The organism is [Bacillus] selenitireducens MLS10 (assembly GCF_000093085.1).
Classification (GTDB): Bacteria; Bacillota; Bacilli; order Bacillales; family Salisediminibacteriaceae; genus Salisediminibacterium; species Salisediminibacterium selenitireducens.
The window spans coordinates 2,461,739-2,484,517 of sequence record NC_014219.1 but is presented as its reverse complement, the minus strand read 5'-3'; the positions used below and the strand labels follow the sequence as shown (position 1 = coordinate 2,484,517).

General features: G+C 48.4%; 22 protein-coding genes and 1 tRNA gene. 20 read left to right on the top strand and 3 right to left on the bottom strand.

Annotated elements, in window-relative coordinates; translation table 11 throughout:
• The first annotated feature begins 87 nt into the window (after window positions 1–87).
• A complete protein-coding gene (gene spo0A, locus BSEL_RS11505) occupies window positions 88–867 on the top strand; it encodes a sporulation transcription factor Spo0A (RefSeq protein ID WP_013173186.1) in 780 nt (259 codons plus the stop codon).
• A gap of 19 nt (window positions 868–886) precedes the next feature.
• Here the strand turns inward: spo0A and BSEL_RS11500 are convergent, their stop codons facing one another.
• A complete protein-coding gene (locus BSEL_RS11500) occupies window positions 887–1,144 on the bottom strand; it encodes a DUF2627 domain-containing protein (protein ID WP_013173185.1) in 258 nt (85 codons plus the stop codon).
• 146 nt (window positions 1,145–1,290) lie between these two features.
• Between BSEL_RS11500 and BSEL_RS11495 the strand changes: the two genes are divergently transcribed.
• The 13 genes from BSEL_RS11495 (at window position 1,291) to BSEL_RS11435 (ending at window position 14,984) form a co-directional block, all read left to right on the top strand.
• Window positions 1,291–3,354: a sigma-54 interaction domain-containing protein gene (locus BSEL_RS11495; protein ID WP_013173184.1), complete on the top strand. Its 2,064-nt coding sequence runs from the start codon at window positions 1,291–1,293 to the stop codon at window positions 3,352–3,354.
• Window positions 3,355–3,490: 136 nt separating this feature from the next.
• On the top strand, window positions 3,491–4,402 hold the full coding sequence (locus BSEL_RS11490; RefSeq protein ID WP_013173183.1) for a bifunctional enoyl-CoA hydratase/phosphate acetyltransferase: 912 nt from the start codon (window positions 3,491–3,493) through the stop codon (window positions 4,400–4,402).
• Between the two features lie 27 nt (window positions 4,403–4,429).
• Entirely contained in the window at window positions 4,430–5,530 is a 1,101-nt protein-coding gene (gene bcd / locus BSEL_RS11485) for a branched-chain amino acid dehydrogenase (protein WP_013173182.1), read from the top strand.
• A 28-nt stretch (window positions 5,531–5,558) separates the two neighbouring features.
• The gene (gene buk, locus BSEL_RS11480) at window positions 5,559–6,647 is read left to right on the top strand and encodes a butyrate kinase (protein ID WP_013173181.1); all 1,089 of its coding nucleotides are present in this window, start codon (window positions 5,559–5,561) and stop codon (window positions 6,645–6,647) included.
• A gap of 53 nt (window positions 6,648–6,700) precedes the next feature.
• Window positions 6,701–8,128 (top strand): dihydrolipoyl dehydrogenase, encoded by a 1,428-nt coding sequence (gene lpdA, locus BSEL_RS11475; protein ID WP_013173180.1) that lies wholly within the window; start codon window positions 6,701–6,703, stop codon window positions 8,126–8,128.
• Between the two features lie 36 nt (window positions 8,129–8,164).
• The gene (locus BSEL_RS11470; protein WP_013173179.1) at window positions 8,165–9,160 is read left to right on the top strand and encodes a thiamine pyrophosphate-dependent dehydrogenase E1 component subunit alpha; all 996 of its coding nucleotides are present in this window, start codon (window positions 8,165–8,167) and stop codon (window positions 9,158–9,160) included.
• A gap of 4 nt (window positions 9,161–9,164) precedes the next feature.
• A complete protein-coding gene (locus tag BSEL_RS11465) occupies window positions 9,165–10,151 on the top strand; it encodes an alpha-ketoacid dehydrogenase subunit beta (protein ID WP_013173178.1) in 987 nt (328 codons plus the stop codon).
• A gap of 18 nt (window positions 10,152–10,169) precedes the next feature.
• Window positions 10,170–11,426 (top strand): dihydrolipoamide acetyltransferase family protein, encoded by a 1,257-nt coding sequence (locus tag BSEL_RS11460; protein WP_013173177.1) that lies wholly within the window; start codon window positions 10,170–10,172, stop codon window positions 11,424–11,426.
• Between the two features lie 126 nt (window positions 11,427–11,552).
• Entirely contained in the window at window positions 11,553–12,776 is a 1,224-nt protein-coding gene (locus tag BSEL_RS11455; RefSeq protein ID WP_013173176.1) for a metal ABC transporter solute-binding protein, Zn/Mn family, read from the top strand.
• 104 nt (window positions 12,777–12,880) lie between these two features.
• Window positions 12,881–13,294 (top strand): BrxA/BrxB family bacilliredoxin, encoded by a 414-nt coding sequence (locus BSEL_RS11450; RefSeq protein WP_013173175.1) that lies wholly within the window; start codon window positions 12,881–12,883, stop codon window positions 13,292–13,294.
• 103 nt (window positions 13,295–13,397) lie between these two features.
• A complete protein-coding gene (locus BSEL_RS11445) occupies window positions 13,398–13,748 on the top strand; it encodes a hypothetical protein (RefSeq protein ID WP_013173174.1) in 351 nt (116 codons plus the stop codon).
• A 70-nt stretch (window positions 13,749–13,818) separates the two neighbouring features.
• Window positions 13,819–13,893, top strand: a tRNA-Arg gene (locus BSEL_RS11440).
• 116 nt (window positions 13,894–14,009) lie between these two features.
• Window positions 14,010–14,984 carry an aromatic acid exporter family protein gene (locus tag BSEL_RS11435; protein ID WP_013173173.1) on the top strand — a complete coding sequence of 325 codons (975 nt, stop codon included), beginning with the start codon at window positions 14,010–14,012 and terminating at the stop codon, window positions 14,982–14,984.
• Window positions 14,985–15,057: 73 nt separating this feature from the next.
• On the opposite strand, the gene prli42 is transcribed toward BSEL_RS11435, so the two are convergent.
• Entirely contained in the window at window positions 15,058–15,147 is a 90-nt protein-coding gene (gene prli42, locus BSEL_RS17780; protein WP_155522734.1) for a stressosome-associated protein Prli42, read from the bottom strand.
• 147 nt (window positions 15,148–15,294) lie between these two features.
• Here prli42 and BSEL_RS11430 point away from each other — a divergent pair, with 147 nt between their 5' ends.
• From BSEL_RS11430 to BSEL_RS11410, 5 genes are all read left to right on the top strand, one after another.
• On the top strand, window positions 15,295–16,938 hold the full coding sequence (locus BSEL_RS11430) for an acyl-CoA mutase large subunit family protein (protein WP_013173172.1): 1,644 nt from the start codon (window positions 15,295–15,297) through the stop codon (window positions 16,936–16,938).
• Window positions 16,939–16,955: 17 nt separating this feature from the next.
• Window positions 16,956–17,801 (top strand): methylmalonyl-CoA epimerase, encoded by an 846-nt coding sequence (gene mce, locus BSEL_RS11425; RefSeq protein WP_013173171.1) that lies wholly within the window; start codon window positions 16,956–16,958, stop codon window positions 17,799–17,801.
• Window positions 17,802–17,805: 4 nt separating this feature from the next.
• Window positions 17,806–19,356: an acyl-CoA carboxylase subunit beta gene (locus BSEL_RS11420; protein ID WP_013173170.1), complete on the top strand. Its 1,551-nt coding sequence runs from the start codon at window positions 17,806–17,808 to the stop codon at window positions 19,354–19,356.
• An 85-nt stretch (window positions 19,357–19,441) separates the two neighbouring features.
• Window positions 19,442–20,569: a M20/M25/M40 family metallo-hydrolase gene (locus BSEL_RS11415; RefSeq protein ID WP_013173169.1), complete on the top strand. Its 1,128-nt coding sequence runs from the start codon at window positions 19,442–19,444 to the stop codon at window positions 20,567–20,569.
• A gap of 8 nt (window positions 20,570–20,577) precedes the next feature.
• Window positions 20,578–21,093, top strand: a complete 516-nt coding sequence (locus BSEL_RS11410; protein WP_177304833.1) for a MarR family winged helix-turn-helix transcriptional regulator — start codon at window positions 20,578–20,580, stop codon at window positions 21,091–21,093.
• Between the two features lie 28 nt (window positions 21,094–21,121).
• Here the strand turns inward: BSEL_RS11410 and BSEL_RS11405 are convergent, their stop codons facing one another.
• Window positions 21,122–21,319, bottom strand: a complete 198-nt coding sequence (locus tag BSEL_RS11405; RefSeq protein ID WP_013173167.1) for a hypothetical protein — start codon at window positions 21,317–21,319, stop codon at window positions 21,122–21,124.
• 142 nt (window positions 21,320–21,461) lie between these two features.
• On the opposite strand from BSEL_RS11405, the gene BSEL_RS11400 reads away from it, so the two are divergent.
• The gene (locus tag BSEL_RS11400) at window positions 21,462–22,751 is read left to right on the top strand and encodes a DNA polymerase IV (RefSeq protein WP_013173166.1); all 1,290 of its coding nucleotides are present in this window, start codon (window positions 21,462–21,464) and stop codon (window positions 22,749–22,751) included.
• Window positions 22,752–22,779 lie beyond the last annotated feature (28 nt).

Below are 22,779 nucleotides of genomic sequence, written 5' to 3'. Positions count from 1 at the left end.
TGATCCTATGGATATATCCCGAGCTGTGGTATACTGTTACGGAAACAGGATTAAGCAACGATTGTCAGGCAAAAGGCAGGGAGATATATGGCGGATAAACTACGTATTGCGATCGCAGATGATAACAGGGAATTGATCGAACTTGTCGATGAACACATGAAGGCACAGGATGACATGACTTTGGTCGCCCATGCTTATAACGGTCAAGAATGTATGAAAATGGTCAAGCAGACGGAGATGGATATTCTCATTTTGGATATCATTATGCCTCACATGGACGGTATGTCCGTCCTGGAAGAAATTCAGACCATCAACGAAATGGAGCGGCCCAAAGTGATCATGCTTACAGCATTTGGTCATGAAGAATACACGAGAAAAGCAGTCGAACTTGGTGCATCTTATTACGTATTGAAGCCGTTTGATATGGATACACTGATGAAGAAGGTTAAACAGGTATCGGATCTGCCGAAAAATGGACGTCTTTCGGAATCGGCAACGAAAATCAACCATGAATCTCTCGATCAGTCCATCTCGCACCTGTTGCGTGAGATTGGTGTGCCTGCGCATATTAAAGGCTATCATTACATTAAAGAAGCGATCGAACTGGTTCACCGGAATGTGGATGTCTTAAATTCCATTACAAAAGTTCTGTATCCGGAAGTGGCCAAACGTTTTGATACGACGCCAAGTCGCGTTGAACGCGCCATCCGTCATGCGATTGAAGTCGCATGGGGACGCGGGGATGTCGATGTGATTGCGGAGACATTCAGTCATACGATAAACAGGGCCAAGTCAAAACCGACTAATTCGGAGTTTATTGCCATGGTCTCTGAGCGGATTCGCCGCGAATGGTCGGAACGTGAATAAAGTGAAGCACCTGCAGGAGTCACTCTCTTGCAGGTGCTTTTTTTTGAAACCGGATGGCAACTTTATTATTTTTTCGGTCGCGATACAAAATGAAACCGCCAATAAACCATACCCCTGCTATAAACGCAATGAGCCCAATGAAAAATTGGATCGTCCCTCCGGGATAAGGCCAATTTATGATTTGAAAAAATGTATCTCTCATCAGCTTGATCCCATATCCTGCAAGTCCAACAGGGATCAGAAGGACGATGAGAGCAAGGAGGCGCTGGAATGTCATCGAATCACGTTCCTTTCAGTATTCAAGTCTGTTCATCAACAGTTTACTGCAGTTTTTTTCTGAGGTCGAGTATAATGATTAAAAAGGAGAGTTTCGATCAAACCGTTCACATGTTATAGTAGGAATTAGGACCAGGGGGTGAAAATGTGAGGAAAGCTTTGATCATTGGTGCAGGTGAAGGCGGAACGGCTATTTTACATATGATACAGGACTCAAGTCTGATAAGGGTTGCGGGTATAGTTGACAAGGAAATTGAACGGCCCGGTATAAAACGGGCAAAAGATTTCGGAATCCCGACGTTTCATGACTGGACTGATGGAATCGGGGAGTTGACATCTGAAGACATCGTCATCGATGTCACAGGCGATGAAAATATTTATGAATCTCTTCAACGGGAGACAAAAAACAGGGATCTGACTTTGATTCCCGGTTCGGTGGCGGCGCTTTTATTCCAGCTCATCAGAGAGAAGAAAGAATTGATCGAGAATATCCGTCAGCACAGCAGTACAATGGAGCGGATTCTTCAGTCCACATCCGATGGCATGATTGCAATAGACAATGCGGGAAACGTGACAATGATGAACAAACAGGCTGAAGAGATGACGGGAATGCGTGAGGTGGATGTATTGGGCCTCCATATCCGGGACGTCCTGCCGACGAGTCGCTTACCCCGGGTGATTGAAACGGGCGAAGGGGAGTATCACCAGCGTCAAACGCTGATCGGAAATCGGAAAATCATCACAACCCGAGTGCCGATTATCGATGGAGAGACCATAACCGGTGCTCTTGCGGTGTTTAAAGATGTCACTGATATTCAGGAAATGGCAGAAGAGGTAACGAACTTAAAGAGTATCCGGACGATGCTTGAAGCGATTATTCAAAGTTCAGAAGATGCGATTTCGGTTGTTGACGAAGAAGGACGGGGGTTGATTATTAATCCTGCCTACACACGAATTACCGGTCTTACTGAAGAACAGGTCATTGGAAAACCGGCAACAGCCGATATCTCTGAAGGTGACAGCATGCATCTGAAAGTGCTGAGGACCCGGGAAGCAGTAAGAGGTGTGAGAATGAAGCTCGGACCTCAGCGGAAAGATGTGATTGTAAACGTGGCTCCGGTTCTTGTCGATGACGAGATCAAAGGCAGTGTTGGTGTCGTTCATGATGTCTCTGAACTTGAGGCTCTGACTTCTGAACTCGAAAAAGCCCGTAAAATCATTCGCACACTTGAAGCGCAGTACGGCTTCAAAGATATTGCAGGGAATGCTGCCCAGCTTCATATTGCCATCGATCAGGCTAAACTCGCAGCAGTTACACCTGCGACCATTCTTCTTCGGGGAGAATCCGGCACAGGGAAAGAATTGTTTGCCCATGCGATACATAACGAAAGTAAGCGCCGTTTCAATAAATTTATACGGGTAAACTGTGCGTCCCTGTCGGAGGCACTGCTTGAAAGTGAACTCTTCGGCTATGAGGATGGCGCGTTTTCCGGTGCACGCAGAGGCGGCAAAAAGGGGTTATTTGAAGAGGCCGATAAAGGCAGCATCTTTCTCGATGAGATTGGCGAACTGTCCCCGAAAATGCAGGCGAAGCTGTTGAGGGTGCTCCAAGAAGGGGAGCTGATCCGTGTCGGGGGAACCAAATCCATTCAGGTGGATGTACGTGTGATCGCAGCCACCAACATTACCATTGAGGAAAAGATCGAAGAAGGTGCGTTTCGTGCAGATCTGTATTATCGGCTGAACCGGATGCCCATCACGATTCCTCCTCTGAGAGAGCGAATTGAGGATCTGGAAATCCTTGCAGGCACGATTATGATCAAATTGAACCAGGAGTACGGGAGAAATGTTCAGGCTCTGACGAAGGAAGCTGTCAGAAAACTGAAATCTTACGACTGGCCCGGGAATGTGCGGGAACTTGAAAATGTTCTCGGCCGTGCGATGATCCATATGCCTTATCCTGCTACGGAAATCGATACGATTCATTTGCCGGAGTTTATTGCTGCGACGGATAAACAGTCGTATCAAAATGAATATAAACGGGAATCGGAAACCCTTGAAACCATTGTGAGCCGTGCCGAACGCTCTGCGATTGAGGGAGCGCTGAACAGGTCGGAAGGCGTAAAAACGAAAGCGGCGCAAGAATTAGGAATCTCTATTCGGAGCCTGTACTATAAAATGGATAAACTGAACATACCGGATGCAACATAATGCATGCAATATGTTGCACGATGTGCAATGTATTGCATGTGGAGTCGCTTGTCGTGATTGATCTGACAGCGATTGCAATTGGCATGTATCTTGCATGCACTAACTGTGTAAGGCCAAAATGAAAGGAGCCGTCTAGATGACGATTGATGAACTTCTGAAGGCGATGCCGGTAACGGTCAGAAAGATGGAGATAGCGGTTGTAAACGCGGTTGACCCGGCTATTTTTAAAATGGCAGAAACGGCTCTCGAAAAATCATTATGCACATTTCATTTTTTCGGGCCGGATAAAGTCATGAGAAACGCAATGAAAGAGGCTTCTTTTTCATTTTCTGAGGACGACCGGGTGACGTTCAGCGATGCCTCAGACGAGGTTGATGCATCCCGGAAAGCTGTTCGCCAGGTATCTGAAAAGAAAGCGCAGGTACTGATGAAAGGGATGGTGCCGACTTCCGTATTATTGAAAGCCGTGCTTCATAAAACGGAAGGACTCCGAACAGGGAAAGTACTGAGTCACCTGGCCGGATTTCACCTGCCCGCTTACCACAAAATGCTGTTCCTGTCTGACTCGGCCATGAACATTGCACCTGGTCTGGATGAGAAAAAACAGATCATTGAGAATGCGACGGGAGCGATCCGGAGCATGGGGATCAGTCATCCGAAAGTGGCTGTGGTTGCTGCTGTTGAAACGGTCAATCCGGCAATGCAGGCAACAACAGATGCCGCACTGTTGACGCAGATGAACAGACGAGGACAAATTACAGACTGCATCGTTGAAGGACCGCTCGGTTTTGACAATGCCGTCAATCAAAGCGCAGCAGACAGTAAAGGGATTTCTTCACCGGTTGCCGGCGATGCCGATTTAATCGTCGTGCCAACCATAGAAGTGGGAAATATTTTATATAAATCCTTCACCTACTTTGGCAATGCGATTGTCGGAGGGATGCTCGTCGGTGCAAAGGCGCCGATTGTTTTGACGTCAAGAACCGACAGTATCGAAAGCAAATTGTTTTCACTGGTTATGGCGATCCGTTCAGCGGAAAGCAACTAAACGATCACAAAACAGGGGGATGTTAACATGGAACTATTTAAGTACATGGAAACGTACGATTATGAACAGACGGTTGTTTGTCAAGACAAAGAATCCGGATTAAAAGCGATCATTGCCATTCACGACACAACACTCGGTCCTGCTCTTGGAGGCACGAGAATGTGGACCTACAAAAGTGAAGAAGATGCATTTGAAGATGCGCTCAGACTGGCAAAAGGTATGACGTATAAAAATGCTGCAGCGGGTCTGAACCTTGGCGGTGGGAAAACCGTGATCATCGGAGATCCGAGAAAAGATAAAAATGAGGCGATGTTCCGGGCATTTGGACGTTTTATTCAGGGGCTGAACGGACGCTACATCACGGCTGAAGACGTTGGGACTACGGTAGCGGATATGGATCTTGTCTATCAGGAAACCGAATACGTGACAGGCATATCACCTGCATTCGGCTCCTCCGGGAACCCCTCACCGGTCACAGCCTACGGCGTATATGTCGGGATGAAGGCTGCTGCAAAAGAGGCGTTTGGCGATGATTCACTCGAAGGACGGACGGTTGCTGTGCAAGGTGTCGGGAATGTGTCTTATAAACTGTGCGATTATCTCCATAAAGAAGGCGCCAAACTTATTGTGACAGACATTAATAAGGATGCTGTCAAACGGGCTGTCGAGGATTTTGGAGCAAAAGCAGTAGACGTCGATGACATCTACAGCCAGGATGCGGATATTTATTCCCCGTGTGCACTTGGGGCGACAATCAATGATGAGACGATCCCGCAGCTGAAGGCGCGGGTGATTGCCGGTGCTGCGAATAACCAGCTGAGAGAGTCCCGTCATGGCGACATTATTCAGGACAAAGGGATCGTTTATGCTCCTGATTATGTGATCAATTCCGGGGGTGTGATCAATGTCTCCGATGAGTTGATTGGCTATAACAGGGAGAGGGCTCTGAAGAAAGTTGAAACGATTTACGATAACATCTCGAAAATCTTTGAAATCTCAAAACGCGACGGCATTGCATCTTATAAAGCCGCAGACCGCATGGCTGAAGAACGTATCGAAACGATGCGTAAATCACGCCGGCAGTTCTTGCAAAATGGCATGCATATTTTGAGCCGAGGCCGCACGTAATGTTACCGATCAGAAAGGAGGTTCTGCCGTGGAATCAACGTACCGGATTCTGGCGATTAACCCAGGGTCAACCTCCACGAAAATAGCCATATACGATAATCATCAGGAAATCTTTGAAACCACCATCCGTCATCAGCAGGAAGATCTCTCGGGGTATGAACGGATCATTGATCAGTACGATTTTCGAAAGGATAAGATCCTTCAGTCATTGACCGATCACGGTATGAATCTGTCCAAATTATCCGCTGTTGTAGGGCGCGGAGGTTTACTCCGCCCCATCGAGGGCGGAACATACCGTGTGAACAACGAAATGCTGAAAGATTTAAAAAACAGCTTCAACGGTGAACATGCTTCAAACCTGGGTGCCATACTTGCCGATGAAATTGCCGCTCAGCTCAACATTGAAGCATTCATCGTCGATCCGGTTGTCGTAGATGAAATGGATGATATTGCAAGAATCAGCGGAGTGGCGGATTTTGAACGAAAAAGCATTTTTCATGCACTGAATCAAAAAGCGGTGGCGCGAAAAGTGGCATCGGATTTGGACAAAGAATACGAACAGTTGCATTTAATCGTCTGCCATATGGGCGGCGGTATCACCGTAGGCAGCCACAGAAAAGGCCGGGTTGTCGATGTGAACAACGGCCTGCACGGCGAGGGACCGCTGTCACCGGAACGGGCGGGTACCGTGCCGGCAGGTGATCTGGTTTCCATGTGCTATTCCGGTGAGTATTATGCACACGAAGTCATGAAGAAAATCGTCGGACAAGGAGGACTTGTCGGTCATCTGGGTACGAATGATGCAAGAGAGGTTGAAGAACGGATCAAAGCAGGTGATCAGAAGGCAGCCCTCGTTTACGATGCAATGGCGTATCAGATTGCGAAGGAAATTGGTTCACACGCGGCGGTGCTTGAAGGTCAGGTCGATGCAATCATTCTCACGGGCGGCCTTGCTTATGGTGAAACGTTTGTTGAACGGATCACCAAACGGATCAGCTGGATTGCAAATGTCATCACAGAACCCGGTGAAAATGAAATGCAGGCGTTGACGGAAGGAGCACTCCGCGTTATGCGTGGGCAAGAACGTGCGCGTCACTACCCGAACCGAGGGAAATAACAGGAACCGGGAGGTATGAACCTGACCTTCCGGTACTGACAGGAGGTTTTTTTATGGCATTAGAGTATGATCTGGTCATAGTAGGAGCGGGAACAGGCGGTTATGTTGCGGCTATCAGAGCTTCACAGCTCGGTTTGAAAACAGCGATTGTGGAACGGGGCAAGCTTGGCGGAACGTGTTTACACGAGGGTTGCATTCCGAGTAAAGCACTTTTGAGAAGTGCGGAAGTCTATCATACGATTCGTCATGCGGGCGGTTTCGGTGTTGATGTATCTGAATATTCGTTAAATTTCCCGGCTGTTCAAGATCGGAAAGAAAAGATAGTAGATCAGCTTCATAAAGGCGTCCAGCACCTGATCAAAAAAGGCAAAATCGATGTCTATGAAGGCTATGGCCGAATCATGGGGCCTTCGATCTTTTCTCCAAGAGCAGGAACAATCTCTGTAGAACATGATGGTGAAGAGGAAAATACCATGCTTGTCCCGAAGTTCGTCATGATCGCAACAGGCAGTCGGGCAAAAACACTCCCTGGGCTTCCGGTGGATGAAGACCGGATTATGACCTCGACGGGTGCTCTTGTCCTCAGCGAAGTGCCGGAGTCGATTACGATCGTTGGCGGCGGTGTCATCGGAATCGAATGGGCCTCGATGCTCGCGGATTTCGGTTCGAAAGTGACGGTACTGGAGTATCTTGATCGGATTTTACCGGGAGAGGATGCGGACATAAGTAAGGAAATGCTTCGTGCCATGAAGAAAAAAGGTGTTAAAGTTCATACAGGCGCAAAAGTTAATGGTGCGGACACGAAGATTGAAACAAATGGTGTTACACTCTCCTATGAACATAAAGGAAAAACCGTAACCATTGAATCAGAGCGTGTGCTGGTATCTGTCGGACGAGAAGCTAACACCGGGGATCTTGGACTTGGCAATACAGAGATTCAAACGGATCACGGTTTCATTCAGGTGAATGAACATTACCAGACGGCAGAAGAGCATATCTACGCGATTGGTGACGTTATCGGCGGCCTTCAGCTCGCTCATGTGGCATCCCATGAAGGGATTCATGCAGTCGAACATATGGCTGAGCTCAGTCCTGAGCCGATGCAGGAGTCACTCATTCCAAAGTGCACATATTCAGCTCCTGAGGTCGCAAGTGTCGGTCTGACTGAAGAAGAAGCGAAGAATCAGGGGTATCAAGTAAAAACGGGCAAATTTTCATTTAAGGCGATTGGGAAAGCGTTGGTGTTTGGGGACACGAGCGGATTCGTTAAATTTGTAACCGATGAAAACAATGATGATTTGCTTGGGGTTCATATGATTGGACCACATGTGACGGAACTGATCAGTGAAGCGGCACTTGCCAGGGTTCTTGATGCTGCTCATTGGGAAGTGGCTTCAACCATTCATCCGCACCCGAGTCTTTCTGAAATAATGGGAGAAGCGGCTCTTGCCGTTGACGGGAACGAAATCCACGGCGGATGATTGAGCATGTGAAAATGTGAAAGCGAGGGGTCATACATGGCAAAACTGAACCATGAACAAGCAGGACTGTCGAAAGACGATGTCCTGAAGATGTTTGAAACAATGCTTGAAGCAAGGATGATTGATGAGCGGATGTGGCTGTTAAACCGAGCCGGAAAAATACCGTTTGTTATCTCTTGTCAGGGGCAGGAAGCCGCTCAGGTAGGTGCTTCCATGGCGCTTGACCGGGATGTGGATTATGTCCTGCCTTACTACCGGGATCTCGGTGTCGTTCTGCACTTCGGCATGACCGCGAGAGACATTATGATGAGCGCATTTGCCAAACCGGAAGATCCGAATTCAGGGGGCAGACAGATGCCGGGCCATTTCGGACAAAAGAAAAACCGGATTGTAACAGGTTCTTCCCCTGTTACCACACAGGTGCCTCATGCAGTCGGAATTGCCCTTGCTGCGAAGATGCAGGGAGATGAACTCGTTGCGTTCACAACATTTGGAGAAGGTTCTTCCAACCAGGGTGATTTTCATGAAGGGATCAATTTTGCCTCGGTTCATGATTTGCCGGTTATCTTCATGGTGGAAAACAATAAATATGCCATTTCAGTTCCGCAAGAAAAGCAGCTGAATGTGGAAAAAGTCTCTGACCGGGCAAAAGCATATGGGATTCATGGTGAAACGGTGGACGGAAATGATCCGGTCGCTGTCTATCAGGCGGTGAAAAATGCGAGGGAGCGTGCCCTTTCCGGAGAAGGTCCGTCTCTGATCGAAACGGTTTCCTATCGTCTGACACCTCATTCGAGTGATGATGACGACAGCACGTACCGATCCAAAGCGGAAGTTGAAGCAGCGAAAGCGATCGACTCCATTCACACCTTTGGTGAATATTTGCGTGCTAATGGTCTGATGGACGAAGAAACGGAAGCTGAAATCAGAGGCAAACTGCGCAGAATGATCAATCAGGCAACGGATGAAGCGGAAGAAGCGCCATTTGCGTCGCCGGATACGTTAGAACAGTTTGTCTATGGGGAGGTGTGATCAGATGGCTGTCATGAGTTATATCGATGCGATTACCCTCGCGATGCGCGAGGAGATGGAACGGGATCAACGTGTATTTGTTTTGGGAGAAGATGTGGGGGCGAGAGGCGGTGTTTTTCGCGCTACAGCCGGCCTCTATGAAGCCTTTGGTGAACAGCGGGTGATAGATACCCCACTCGCCGAGTCAGCAATTGCGGGCGCTGGCATTGGGGCGGCCATGTATGGCATGCGACCTGTGGCGGAAATGCAGTTCGCCGATTTCATCATGCCTGCCGTGAATCAGATCGTATCGGAAGCGGCGAAGATCCGCTACCGTTCGAACAACGACTGGACGTGTCCGATTACGATCCGTGCCCCTTATGGCGGAGGGGTTCACGGCGCTCTTTATCACTCACAGTCCGTAGAGGCCATGTTTGCGAGTACGCCTGGACTCAAGGTGGTCATGCCTTCGAACCCTGCAGAAGCGAAGGGGCTGTTAAAGGCGGCGATTCGCTCTGACGATCCTGTACTGTTCTTTGAACATAAAAAGGCATACCGTCTTCTGAAGGGTGAAGTACCGGATGATGTCGACCATCTTGAGGAAATAGGGAAAGCGAAAGTCCAGCGTTCAGGGGAAGATATTACCGTGATCAGCTATGGATTGATGCTTCATTACGCAAAACAGGCTGCGGATAAACTGGCTAAGGAAGGCATTGATGCCCATATTCTTGACTTACGAACCGTCTATCCGCTCGATCAGGAAGCGATCATTGAAGCAGCTTCGAAAACAGGAAAAGTGCTGCTTGTCACCGAGGACAACCTCGAGGGCAGTATCATCAGCGAAGTCAGCGCGATCATTGCGGAACATTGCCTGTTCGATCTGGACGCGCCTGTCAGACGGCTGGCAGGACCCAATGTACCGGCCATGCCGTATTCACCGCCCCTCGAGAAGGCATTCATCGTGACGCAGGCCGATATTGAACAGGCGATGCGTGACCTGGCGGAATTTTAATGCAACGGAGGTAATGAGATGCCAACAGAAATCACCATGCCCCAACTTGGGGAGAGTGTCACGGAGGGTACAATTACAAAGTGGCTCGTCAAACCGGGGGATCAAGTGGAAAAGTATGATCCAATTGCAGAAGTCATGACGGATAAAGTCAATGCCGAAATTCCGTCTTCTTATACGGGTACTGTAGACCGGCTGATTGCGGAAGTGGATCAGACCGTTGAAGTGGGAACTGTTATTTGCACGATGACTGTCGAAGGGGATGTATCTGAAGAGCAAGAAGTCACCGGGACAAATGTGTCGACAGAAGTCGAAAAGGTATCTGATGCGGATGACGAAATGAAACAGCGATATTCGCCGGCAGTCATGAGGCTTGCTCAGGAACATGACATCGACCTTCTTCAAGTGAGCGGATCCGGTAAGGGAGGCCGCATCACACGAAAAGACATCCAGAAAGTGATTGATGAAGGCGGCACGAAAGAAACTGTGACAGGGTCTGTGACGACACCTGCAGAATCAGCCGGAGAAGCTTCAGGCAGTAAGCGGGCTGAATCAACGCCTGCCAGGAGCGAAGACGGCCGTACGGAAACAATCCCAGTTACAGGCGTTAGGAAGGCCATTGCCCAAAATATGGTCCATTCCAAACAGACCTCGCCTCACGCCTGGATGATGGTCGAAGTGGACGTCACGGGTCTTGTGCGCTACAGAGAAAGCATGAAGACCGCGTTTAAACAGGACGAAGGGTTTAATCTGACGTTCCTGCCGTTCTTTATGAAAGCTGTTGTGGATGCCCTGAAGGCGTTCCCTCAGGTAAATGCATCATGGCAAGGCGATCATATTGTCCGCTACAAAGATGTCCATTTATCTATGGCTGTGGCCCATGAAGATGAATTGTTTGTTCCGGTCATCCGTCATGCAGACGAGAAAAACATCCGAGGACTGGCAAGGAGTCTTCATGAGATCGGCAAGAAAGTCAAAGCCGGTTCGCTGACCGCTGAGGAAATGAGGGGCGGAACCTTTACCCTGAATAACACGGGCTCTTTCGGATCGGTACAATCCCAGCCGATCATCAATCAGCCTCAGGCAGCGATTTTATCGGTAGAGTCGATCGTCAAGCGGCCGGTTGTCACCGACGATGATGCCATTGCGATCAGGCATATGGTGAATCTCTGCATGTCCCTTGACCACCGGGTGATGGACGGATTGATTGCAGGACGTTTCATGGCGCATATAAAAGATCAGCTCGAACAGATGAACAGTACAACACTATCGATTTAATCCAGGACAGATCCGGAAAAAATAACCCGGATCTGTCTTTTCTCTTTACAAATCGTAACCGTTACGATATACTCCAACTTGCAATACAAAACGTAATGATTACGAATTAAAGGGGTGCTTGGACACATGAAAGTAAAAACAAAACTGTTGACTGCATTTGCCTTAACAGGAATGCTTGCAGCTTGTGGAGAGAATGACGAACCTGAAGCCGTTGAAACAGCAAATGAGAATAACGCCAATAACAACGGGGCTGACCAAGAACAGGAAGAACCGTTAACGGTCAAAACAACCCTGTATCCATTGACCTTTTTCGCTGAAGAAATCGGCGGGGAATTTGTTGAGGCTGAGACAATTCTTCCGGTTGGTGCAGATGCACACACGTTTGAGCCTTCAACCAACCAAATGATCAGTATCGCAGAAGCCGATCTCTTTTTGTTCAATGGCGCTGAATTTGAGGGCTATGCGTCATCCATTAAAGATGCACTTGAAGGAGAGGCCGTTGAGATTGTGGAAGCAACACAAGGCATGGACTTAATCAGTTTTAGCCACGGTATCTCAGATGATCATGATCATAACCACGATCACAACGATGAACACAATCATGATCACGACCATAACCACGATCGTAACGATGAACACAATCATGATCACGACCATAACCACGATCATAACGATGATCACAACCATGATCACGACCATAACCACGATCATAACGACGATCACAACCATGATCACGACCACAATCACGATCATAACGAGAATCATAATCACAATGAAGACCACGGTCATAACGACGATCACGATCATGACCATGATCACTCACACGGAGAATATGATCCGCACGTGTGGCTCGACCCGGTTCGTGCTATTGATTACGCTGAAGCTGTAAAAGATGCACTTGTTTCCTTGATGCCTGAACAGGAAGAAGTTTTTGCGGAGAACTTTGACAATCTCTCTGACGAGTTAATGACACTAGATGGCGAATTCTCTGCAATGGTTGACGACGTGAATCATGATATTATTGTCGTTTCACATGCAGGTTACGGCTATTGGACAGACCGTTACGGTATCCAGCAGCTCGGAGTCGCAGGTCTTTCACCAACCAACGAGCCATCGATTCAGCAACTTCAGACCATCATCAGTCAAATGGATGAATATGGTATTGAACATGTCATGATCGAACCGAATATTCCGACCAACCTGATCGAGACTGTACAGAATGAGACAGGCGCGGACATATTACGCATTCACAACCTTGAAAATCTGACGGATGAAGATGTTGAGAACAACGAAGATTACTTCTCCTTGATGCGAATGAACATTGAGGCTTTGAGAACAGCTCTTGAATAAAGAAATTCACAGGGAATAAGCATCCTTCATGGTATCTCACGTAAAAACAGTGTAAAATAGAGATATCTTCAACAAAGAAAGGGTGTATAGATGTGGAATTTCAAATGTTTATGAACGATGTGGTCCAGGCTGCACGTACCGATATGGATCAAGCCGGCTATGAGCAGCTGACAACACCGGAGGAAGTCGATCAGGCACTGACTGATAAAGGATCTGTTCTTGTTATGGTCAACTCGGTCTGCGGCTGTGCCGGAGGGATTGCACGTCCTTCTGCGGCTTATATGAAGAATTTCGATGTGAAAGCAGACCGTTATGTCACGGTTTTTGCAGGGCAGGATAAAGAAGCCACGGAAAAAGCGAGAAGTTATTTCACCGGTTATCCGCCATCGTCGCCATCGTTTGCTCTCTTAAAAGACGGAGAATTAAAAATGATGATTGAGCGTCACGAAATTGAAGGACATGAGCCGATTCAGGTTGTACAAAAGCTCGAAGAAGGATTCGAAACACATTTTAAGTAAGCTTTGAAAGAGAGGTGGAAGCCTCTCTTTCTTTATGGTATAATCCATGTCGGAAAACAAATTCCGTTCATGGAGCCATGAATAGGGTGAAGGAGAGTCAGATATGCAGGAACTCTATAAAGAAATTCATACATACTTGAACATGGAAGAGGAGATTCCATTCAAGGAATTTGATGATTTCTACAAGCGGGTTATTAAGTATTTCAACGACAGCGCGACAGACTTTGAAGAAGAAGACATCTGGAAAGCACTGTTTATCTCGGAGAACATCATGTCCAATGCTGAAGGACGTGCCAAAGAGACAAAGGGTGCCAAGCAAAAAAAGAAGTATCAGAAGATGGCGCAGCGTCTGACGCTGTGGGCTCAGAACTTTGCTACACGTCTTGCTGAAAAAGGTTACAATCAGGATCAGATGAACGAACGCTTCGAAAAAATGTTTGAGGATGAAGTATAAAAAAAGAGTTTGCTTTTTTGAACGAGTATTGTTATACTACGATAGTGCGGTTATCACACCGCATTATTTTGCGCCCGTGGTGAAATGGATATCATACGAGATTTCGGCTCTCGCGTTTCGGGTTCGAATCCTGACGGGCGCGCCACTATATTCAATGACCCAAGCTTTCAGCACACATTTGCTGGGAGCTTTTTTAATCGTCTATCGTCAGGTCTGAAAGGTCAGGCGCAATAATGAGGTCGAAGAGAGGAGAAACAGTCGATGTTTAAAATCGGATACCGGACATTGAAAACCGCAATCGGTGCAGCACTGGCCATCTTTATTGCCCAACTGTTTCAACTCGAATTTTTTGTGTCGGCGGGCATTTTAACAATGCTCTGTATTCAGAAAACGCGCCACAAAACGATCACAAACTCCTGGGCCCGTTTTGTCGCATGTATCATCGGGATGGTGTACGCCATCGTTTTGTTTGAACTCTTCGGCTATCATCCGGTCTCCATTTTTCTTTTGATCCTGATTTTCATACCGACGACCCTGTATCTGAACGTTCAGAGCGGTATCATCACAAGTGCTGTTATCTTTTTTCACCTGTATACCTTGCAGGACGTATCTGTCTCAATCATCATGAATGAGCTCGGACTGATTACGATCGGGATTCTCGTTGCGCTGATTATGAATCTTTACATGCCAGGAAAAGAGAGGAAGCTTGAAGGGATGCAACGGGATCTTGAGGGGCACTACAGCACGATCTTTCACGAATTTGCAGGCTATATCCGTAAAGGGGACAGCGGATGGACAGGCGGTGAAATCACCGCGGCGGAACGTCTGTTAAAGGATGCGAAGAACCTGTCACTCGAGAACCTTGAAAATCATGTCCTCCGTTACAATGATCAGTATTATCATTATTTTAAAATGCGTGAAAAACAGCTTGATATCATCGAGCGCATGATGCCGCTTCTGACATCCATTGATTATCATGTGAAGCAGGCGGATATGCTGGCTGATTTTATGGATGGTCTTGCAGATGGTGTGAAACCCGAAAATACAGCGGACCGGTTTATTGATCAGCTCGAGGATCTTCAGGAGGGCTTTCGGGATATGGCATTGCCTCAAAACCGCGATGAATTTGAAGCCCGCTCGGCTCTGTTGCATCTTGTTCATGAGCTGAGGCTTTATCTGGATATCAAACAGCAGTTTAAACCGTTGAAATCGTATGGAACCCTTGAAACGAGCTGAGCGGCGAGCATAAAAAAAGGCCTCACCTGAAAAAAGATCAGGTGAGGCCTTTTATGCTATTGCAGAGATACTATCAGTACATGGATACACCGGCTAAGACAGTTCCGAAAAACATAACAATAATCATCATATACACGACAGCTTTACGATATTTCCGAGGCATGAAAACTCCTCCTCCCAGTTAGCATTCTCTTTCTATTTTATCGGGATTGGTGACGGATTTCAAGTGTCAATCCAATCTCACCATTCACTGGCGGAAAATGTTATACTGAATAATGAGGAATGATTCATTTTGACAGGAGGGACCGACATGACAGACCAGGATAACCGGTTTAGAGAGTGGCAGGATCTTGTGAATCGGCAACTTGAAAAAAGACCGGAGCGTAAAAGTGAATTTATAACATCTTCAGCGATTCCTGTTGAACGGGTGTATGTGCCGGAAACAATTGATAACGCTTACATGGAGCGTTGCGGTTTACCTGGACTGTTCCCCTACACAAGAGGAATCCGGCCCACGATGTACAGGGGACAGTTCTGGACGATGAGGCAGTACGCAGGTTTTGGTTCTGCAAGAGAGACAAACAGGCGGTTCAGGTATCTTCTTGAACAGGGCCAGACGGGACTTTCCGTTGCCTTTGACCTTCCCACGCAGATCGGCTATGACTCAGACGACGCGATGGCCATGGGAGAAGTGGGAAAAGTCGGCGTTGCGATTGATACGCTTGAAGATATGGAAATCCTGTTTGATCAGATCTCACTGAAAGATGTGAGTACCTCCATGACGATTAATGCACCTGCTGCGGTGCTCCTTGCCATGTACATCGCCGTTGCAGAGAAACAGGGCGTCGATGCTTCGGAGGTTAGGGGTACCATTCAAAATGATATTTTGAAGGAATACATCGCCAGGGGAACCTATATTTATCCTCCGAAGCCGTCGATGAGGCTCATTACGGATATCTTCGCCTATTGCAGTGAATCGGCCCCTTCCTTTAATACAATCAGCATCAGCGGCTATCATATCCGGGAAGCCGGTTCCACGGCAGCACAGGAACTGGCTTTCACCCTCTCCAATGCGATTGCCTATGTGGAAGCAGCGGTTCAGGCAGGGCTCGATGTGGACCGTTTTGCACCAAGGCTTGCTTTTTTCTTTAACGGACATAACGAATTCTTTGAGGAAGTCGCAAAATTCCGGGCTGCGAGGCGGATGTGGGCCGGAATCATGAAAGAACGTTTTGAAGCAAAATCGGAAAAAAGTCTTCAGCTGAGATTTCATACCCAGGTGGCAGGATCGACGCTCACCGCCCAGCAGCCGGAGAACAATGTGGTTCGGGTTGCCCTGCAGGCGCTCGCGGCCGTGCTCGGAGGCACTCAGAGCCTGCATACGAATGCGAAGGACGAAGCATTGTCCCTGCCAACGGAAGAATCGGCCCGACTTGCACTCCGTACCCAACAGATCATTGCCCATGAGACAGGTGTGACGGACACCGTCGATCCTTTAGGCGGTTCATACTATGTGGAAGCCTTGACGGATGCCATTGAGGAACAGGCCTGGGCGTATATCAAGCGGATTGATGACATGGGCGGAGCCGTGGAGGCCGTGGAAGCAGGGTTCATGCAGCGGGAGATTCGCCGGGCCGCTTATGACACACAAAAAGCCCAGGATAAAGGCGAACAGGTCGTGGTCGGTGTCAACCGGTTTACAGAAGAGGATGAAGCAGAGCCGGATGTTATGAAGGTGGACGAAGCCTTCGTGGATGCGCAAGTCAACAGACTCAATCAGATCAGAGCGGAGCGTGACAACAAGGAGGTTGAGGCGTCGCTTCACGCCCTCATGGAGACGGCAAAGGGAAGTGGGAATCTGATGGAGCCGATCTTGCGTGCCGTGAAGGCCTATGCAACACTTGGTGAAATTGCCAACGTGCTCCGGGATGAATTTGGTGAATACACTTCATAATGCAGGAGGAATAGTCGATGGAGAAAATACGGGTACTCATTGCAAAACCGGGACTCGACGGGCATGACCGTGGAGCACTTGTGATCAGTCAGGCTCTTCGCGATGCCGGGATGGAAGTGATCTATACCGGCTTAAGGCAATCGCCAAAGCAGATTGTGCAGGCAGCGGTGCAGGAAGATGTGGATGTCATCGGACTGTCCAGTCTGTCAGGGGCTCATAATGTGCTGTTCCCGAAAGTGATGGAAGAGCTTGAAAAGGAAGAAGCGGAAGATATTCTCGTATTTGGGGGTGGCGTCATTCCCCGTGAAGATATTAAAAGGCTTGAGCAAGCGGGAATTCGGAAGATTTTCACACCGGGCACAAGCATGGCTGCCATTACCGGTTTTATCGAGACAGCTGTTCGAGAAAACAGAGGAGAGAGCGAAACGGTCCTCGATCCGCCCGGTGGGATTGATCATATCGGCATCGCCGTCAGGTCCATTGATGAGGCTGCGGCTTTTTACGATACACACCTGCATCTTTCCGTTGAACAGGTGGTGGAAGTTGCGGATCAGGGGGTCAAAGTGGCGTTCATCAATGCGGGTAATGTCCGTATTGAGCTGCTCGAGCCCTTGAATGACGACAGTCCTGTTGCACGTTTTCTTGAAAAGAAAGGGGAGGGGCTTCATCATATGGCGTTTTCCGTAAACCGGCTTGAGGATCGTTTGATGCAACTCAAAAAGGAAGGGGTTCCGTTGATTAACGAAACGCCGGTAGACGGTGCTGCGGATCATCCGATTGCCTTTTTACATCCGAAAGGATCAAACGGTGCACTGATTGAACTGGTGGATACAGGTTCTCCTGAAGAAGATGGGGAGGGCTGATTGCATGGATATGTATGATAAGATCAATGAACTCTATGATAAGCGACGTAAGGTGGAACTTGGCGGGGGTGACCGCCGAATAGACAAACAGCACGACAAAGGGAAACTCACGGCGAGAGAACGGATCGATCTCTTACTTGATGAAGGAAGTTTTACGGAAATTCAGGGTTTTGTCGAACACCGATTTGACGAGCCGGGTCTTGAAAAAGGCGGTGCCCCGGGAGAAGGAGTGGTGACCGGCTACGGGACGATCGAAGGAAGGCGGGTGTTCCTGTTTGCCCAGGACTTCACCGTATATGGCGGTGCTCTTGGAGAGATGCATGCAAAAAAGATCGCGTATGTCATGGATTTGGCGGTAAAAACGAAAGCACCGTTTATCGGCCTGAACGATTCCGGCGGGGCACGCATTCAGGAAGGTGTACTTTCTCTTGACGGCTATGGTCATGTGTTTTACCGCAATGCGGTTTACTCGGGGGTCATCCCGCAGATTTCCGTCATCATGGGGCCGTGCGCCGGCGGAGCCGTTTACTCACCAGCGATCACGGATTTCGTGTTTATGGTGGAGAAAACGAGTCAGATGTTTATCACCGGACCGAAAGTGATTGAGACGGTCACCGGGGAGGCGATCTCCTCTGAAGCCCTCGGTGGCGCGGATGTGCACAGTTCGAAGAGCGGGAATGCCCACTTTTCCGCAGAGACTGAAGAGGAGGTCCTGGAACAGGTGCGCCATCTGCTTACGTATTTGCCATCTGCACAGGGACAGGAGCCACCGGTAAAAAAAGAACCTGAAGAAACGGATGATTATTTGTACGATCTTCTTGATCACGTACCGACAGATCCGGCCAAACCGTATGACGTCCGTCGTGTCATTCGTGAGGTGATGGATAAGGACAGTTTTCTTGAAGTGCATCAGTCGTTTGCACGAAACGCTGTGGTCGGGTTTGCGAGACTTGACGGACACAGTATCGGGATTGTCGCCAATCAGCCCAAAGTCATGGCAGGAGGACTTGATATTGACTCCTCTGATAAGATCAGCCGGTTCATCCGGTTTTGTGACAGCTTTGAAATCCCGATCGTGACCTTTGAAGACGTGACGGGCTTCTTTCCGGGCGTCAAACAGGAGCATGGCGGGATCATCCGTCACGGCGCAAAGATTCTCTATGCCTATTCGGAAGCAACGGTACCGAAGATCACGGTGATTACAAGAAAAGCCTACGGCGGGGCATACGTGGCCCTTAACAGTAAATCCATCGGTGCGGATCTTGTCTTTGCATGGCCGAATGCGGAAATTGCCGTCATGGGGCCGCACGGGGCAGCGAATATTATTTTTGCCAAGGATATAGCGGAAGCGGACGATCCTGAGAAGATGCGGGCAGAAAAGATTGATCTTTACAGAGAAAAATTCGCCAACCCCTATATCGCCGCAGCAAATGGCATGGTCGATGATGTGATCGATCCGCGTGAGACACGAATCCGTCTCATCAACAGTTTTGACATGCTTCGGGGTAAGGAAGAATCCCGCCCGAAGAAAAAACATGGAAATATCCCGTTATAAGTGTCAAGAAAGAGACGTGTTTTTTGTACATACACGTCTCTTTTTTGGTAGAATAAAAGAAAGTATACATATTTGGAGGCACATCATGATCAATGAAACCCGATTAATCAATGAATTTCTTGAACTTGTACAGGTCGACTCGGAGACCCGCTATGAGCGTAAAATAGCCGATCTGTTAACGGAAAAGCTGACAGCCCTCGGCCTTGAAGTTAAAGAAGACGATAGTATGGAAGAAACCGGACATGGCGCAGGGAACCTGCTTGCGGTGTTGCCAGGAGACAAGGCGCTGCCTGTTGTTTATTTTACGGTACATATGGATACGGTCGTGCCAGGGAAAGGAGTAACGCCGGTACGGGAAAACGGGGTCATCTCTTCTGATGGAACAACAGTCCTTGGGGCGGATGATAAGGCCGGACTCGCGGCACTTTTGGAAATGGTTCGAGTTTTGAAAGAACAACAGATCCCGCACGGCACGATTCAGCTCGTGATCACGGTTGGCGAAGAATCCGGACTGGTCGGCTCACGCGCTTTGAAACGGGACGATCTCATTGCCGATTTCGGATTCGCTCTCGACAGTGATGGTAAAGTGGGTACAATCATTACCGCAGCGCCCTATCAGGCGAAGATTCATGCCATCATGAAGGGGAAAAAAGCCCATGCGGGTGTGGCACCTGAAAATGGCATCTCGGCCATCACCATGGCTGGGAAAGCCATTGCAACTATGCCGCTTGGCCGGATTGATCACGAAACGACGGCAAATATCGGATGGATTGAGGGCGGTTCGCAGACGAATATCGTCTGTGATCATGCGGAACTGTTTATGGAGGCACGTTCTCTAGTGAAAGAAAAACTCGACAGTCAGCTTGATGCCATGACAAAGGCGCTCAATGAAGCAGCGAGCGGGATGGGTGGTGTCGCAGAGCTTCAGACGGAACATATTTATCCCGGTTTTAAGCACGACGAAAATGATCCGATCGTACAACTGGCAAAGCGTGCAGCCGTAAAAACAGGACGTGAGGCGGTCATTCGTCACAGCGGTGGCGGGAGTGATGCTAATATCATCTCCGGCCTCGGGATTCCGACAGTCAATCTAGGTGTTGGTTATGAAGAGATTCACACAACCGGTGAATCGATCCCGGAAGCGGAACTGATTCAGGCAGGCGAACTGGTTGTGGCAATCGTTCAGGAGATCGTTGCCGAGGGGAAAGGGTGAAGGCGGACGTGAATAAAGAATACGAACAGCATATCTTTTTGAACCATATTCGTGCGGCATCCAAAGCCGTTGAAGATAACTGGCAGCGTAACGCCAAGGAAATCGGCATTACCGCAGCGGAACAGCATATTCTTTGGATCGTTCACTCTTACGAATCCCTCTCTGTCAGCGATATTGCCAAAATTGGCTTATGGGACCGTTCAACGGTGATGCAGGTGTTAAAGCGTATGAGTGCCAAAGAACTGGTGGATATTCATAAAGATCATTATGACCGACGGCGGTCCTTTGTGAGACTGACGGAAAAGGGAAAGGAAAAACGGGTGGAATCCAGTCAGTATGAGTTTGAGTTTTATCAGTTTTTAAAAACGTATTTCGATGACCGAACGGATCTTCTTGCGGAGATGAACGCTTTTTTCCGTGCTGTGAACGGTCACTTTCACGGGCAGTCATTCATCAACTGGCTCGATCATTCAAAAGAAGGTGAGCTGTTTCAAGATGAACGGGATCGTGAACAGGGGTCGTAAAGGTGTGTGAACAGAGAGAAACACCCTGCTATTGGAGCAGGGTGTTTTCGGGTAAAATCCCGAATTCCATGGATTCGAGAATATTCTCTTCCGTTTGACCAGTCTGGTTGGAGAGTTCTTCGATGGTTGGTGAAGGAAGGTGGTGGCTTGCGCGTTCATTTACAATTTTCACGACCTGACACAGTACAACGGAGTAATGGGATCGGGTGTATTCGTTTGTAAACATGGTTGGTAACCACCTTTCCTCGATGAATAGATTTATTATAACATACTTGTTTCCACTACTGAACCTGTGAAAAACAAACGTTCGATGTGAATGTCCTGCAAATTAGGGAAATGAAGGCGATACAAGAAGGTGGGTGGAAATTGTGACAAAAAGCCGAATTATTTTCCACGTGGATATGAACAGTTTTTATGCATCGGTAGAGGCCGCATATGACCCCTCTCTCAGGGGAAAACCGCTTGCGATTGCAGGTAATGCGAAAGAACGGAGGGGAATTGTCGTCACGGCAAGCTATGAGGCTCGTGCAAAAGGAGTCAAGCCGCCGATGCCATTATGGGAAGCGGAGAAAGCATGTCCCGGATTACTCGTCAGGCCTCCGGATTTTGACCGCTACCGGACGATGTCCCGCAAGATGTTTGAGATCCTGTATTCCTACACCCCTCTTGTAGAGCCTGTTTCAATCGATGAGGGGTATATGGACGTGACGAATGTTCATTTTGAGGGCACGCATGGACTTGAACTCGCAAAAATCATTCAGGATCATATTTATCATGATCTGCATCTGCCGTCGAGTATAGGAGTGGCACCTAATAAGTTCCTTGCAAAGATGGCGAGTGATATGAAGAAGCCGATGGGGATCACGGTCCTCAGAAAGCGGGAAGTACCCGATATTCTCTGGCCGCTTCGGGCAGTGGAGATGCACGGTGTCGGAGAAAAAACAGCGGATAAACTGAGCCGCCTCGGTCTCTTTACGATTGAAGACCTGGCGAAAGCCGATCCATTCTTCCTGACGGAGAAATTTGGCGTAGCGGGGAAACGGATGCACGAGAAAGCGAACGGGATTGATTTTCGTCCGGTCGATCCGGAATCGATCCATGATTTTAAGAGCATTGGCAACTCCACCACGCTCCCGAAAGACACGGCCAACCGGCAGGACATTACCCGCATTCTTCGAAACCTGTCCGATTCCGTGAGCCGCCGTCTGAAGAAAAAAGACGTCTACGCAGGCAATATTCAGCTGACGATCCGTTATCATGACCGGAAAACGATAACGAGGTCGAAAAAGCTGTCCTACCCGGTTGATGGAACGGATGATATCTATGATCAGGCCAAACAGCTGTTTCATGACTATTGGAACGGCCGATCCGTCCGTCTTCTCGGTGTTACGGGGATGGATCTCGTGGAAAAGGGGCATGCTGTTAAACCGCTTGATCTCTTCAATTATGAGGAAGATGTCAAAAAAGAGCGCCTGCAGTCGATGATTGGGGAAATACGGGGAAAATTCGGGGAGCATGCATTATTGAGGGGCACACAAATCGGCGATGAAACCGCTTCTGATCAGCTTCGGGATCAGAAAGGACGGGGAACAAGCCTCGAGAAGGATTTTCTAAGGGGAACAATTGGCAAAGACGTTGAGGACGATGATGAGGAGTGAAAACGGCTGCTCACAATTCGTCCTCAAC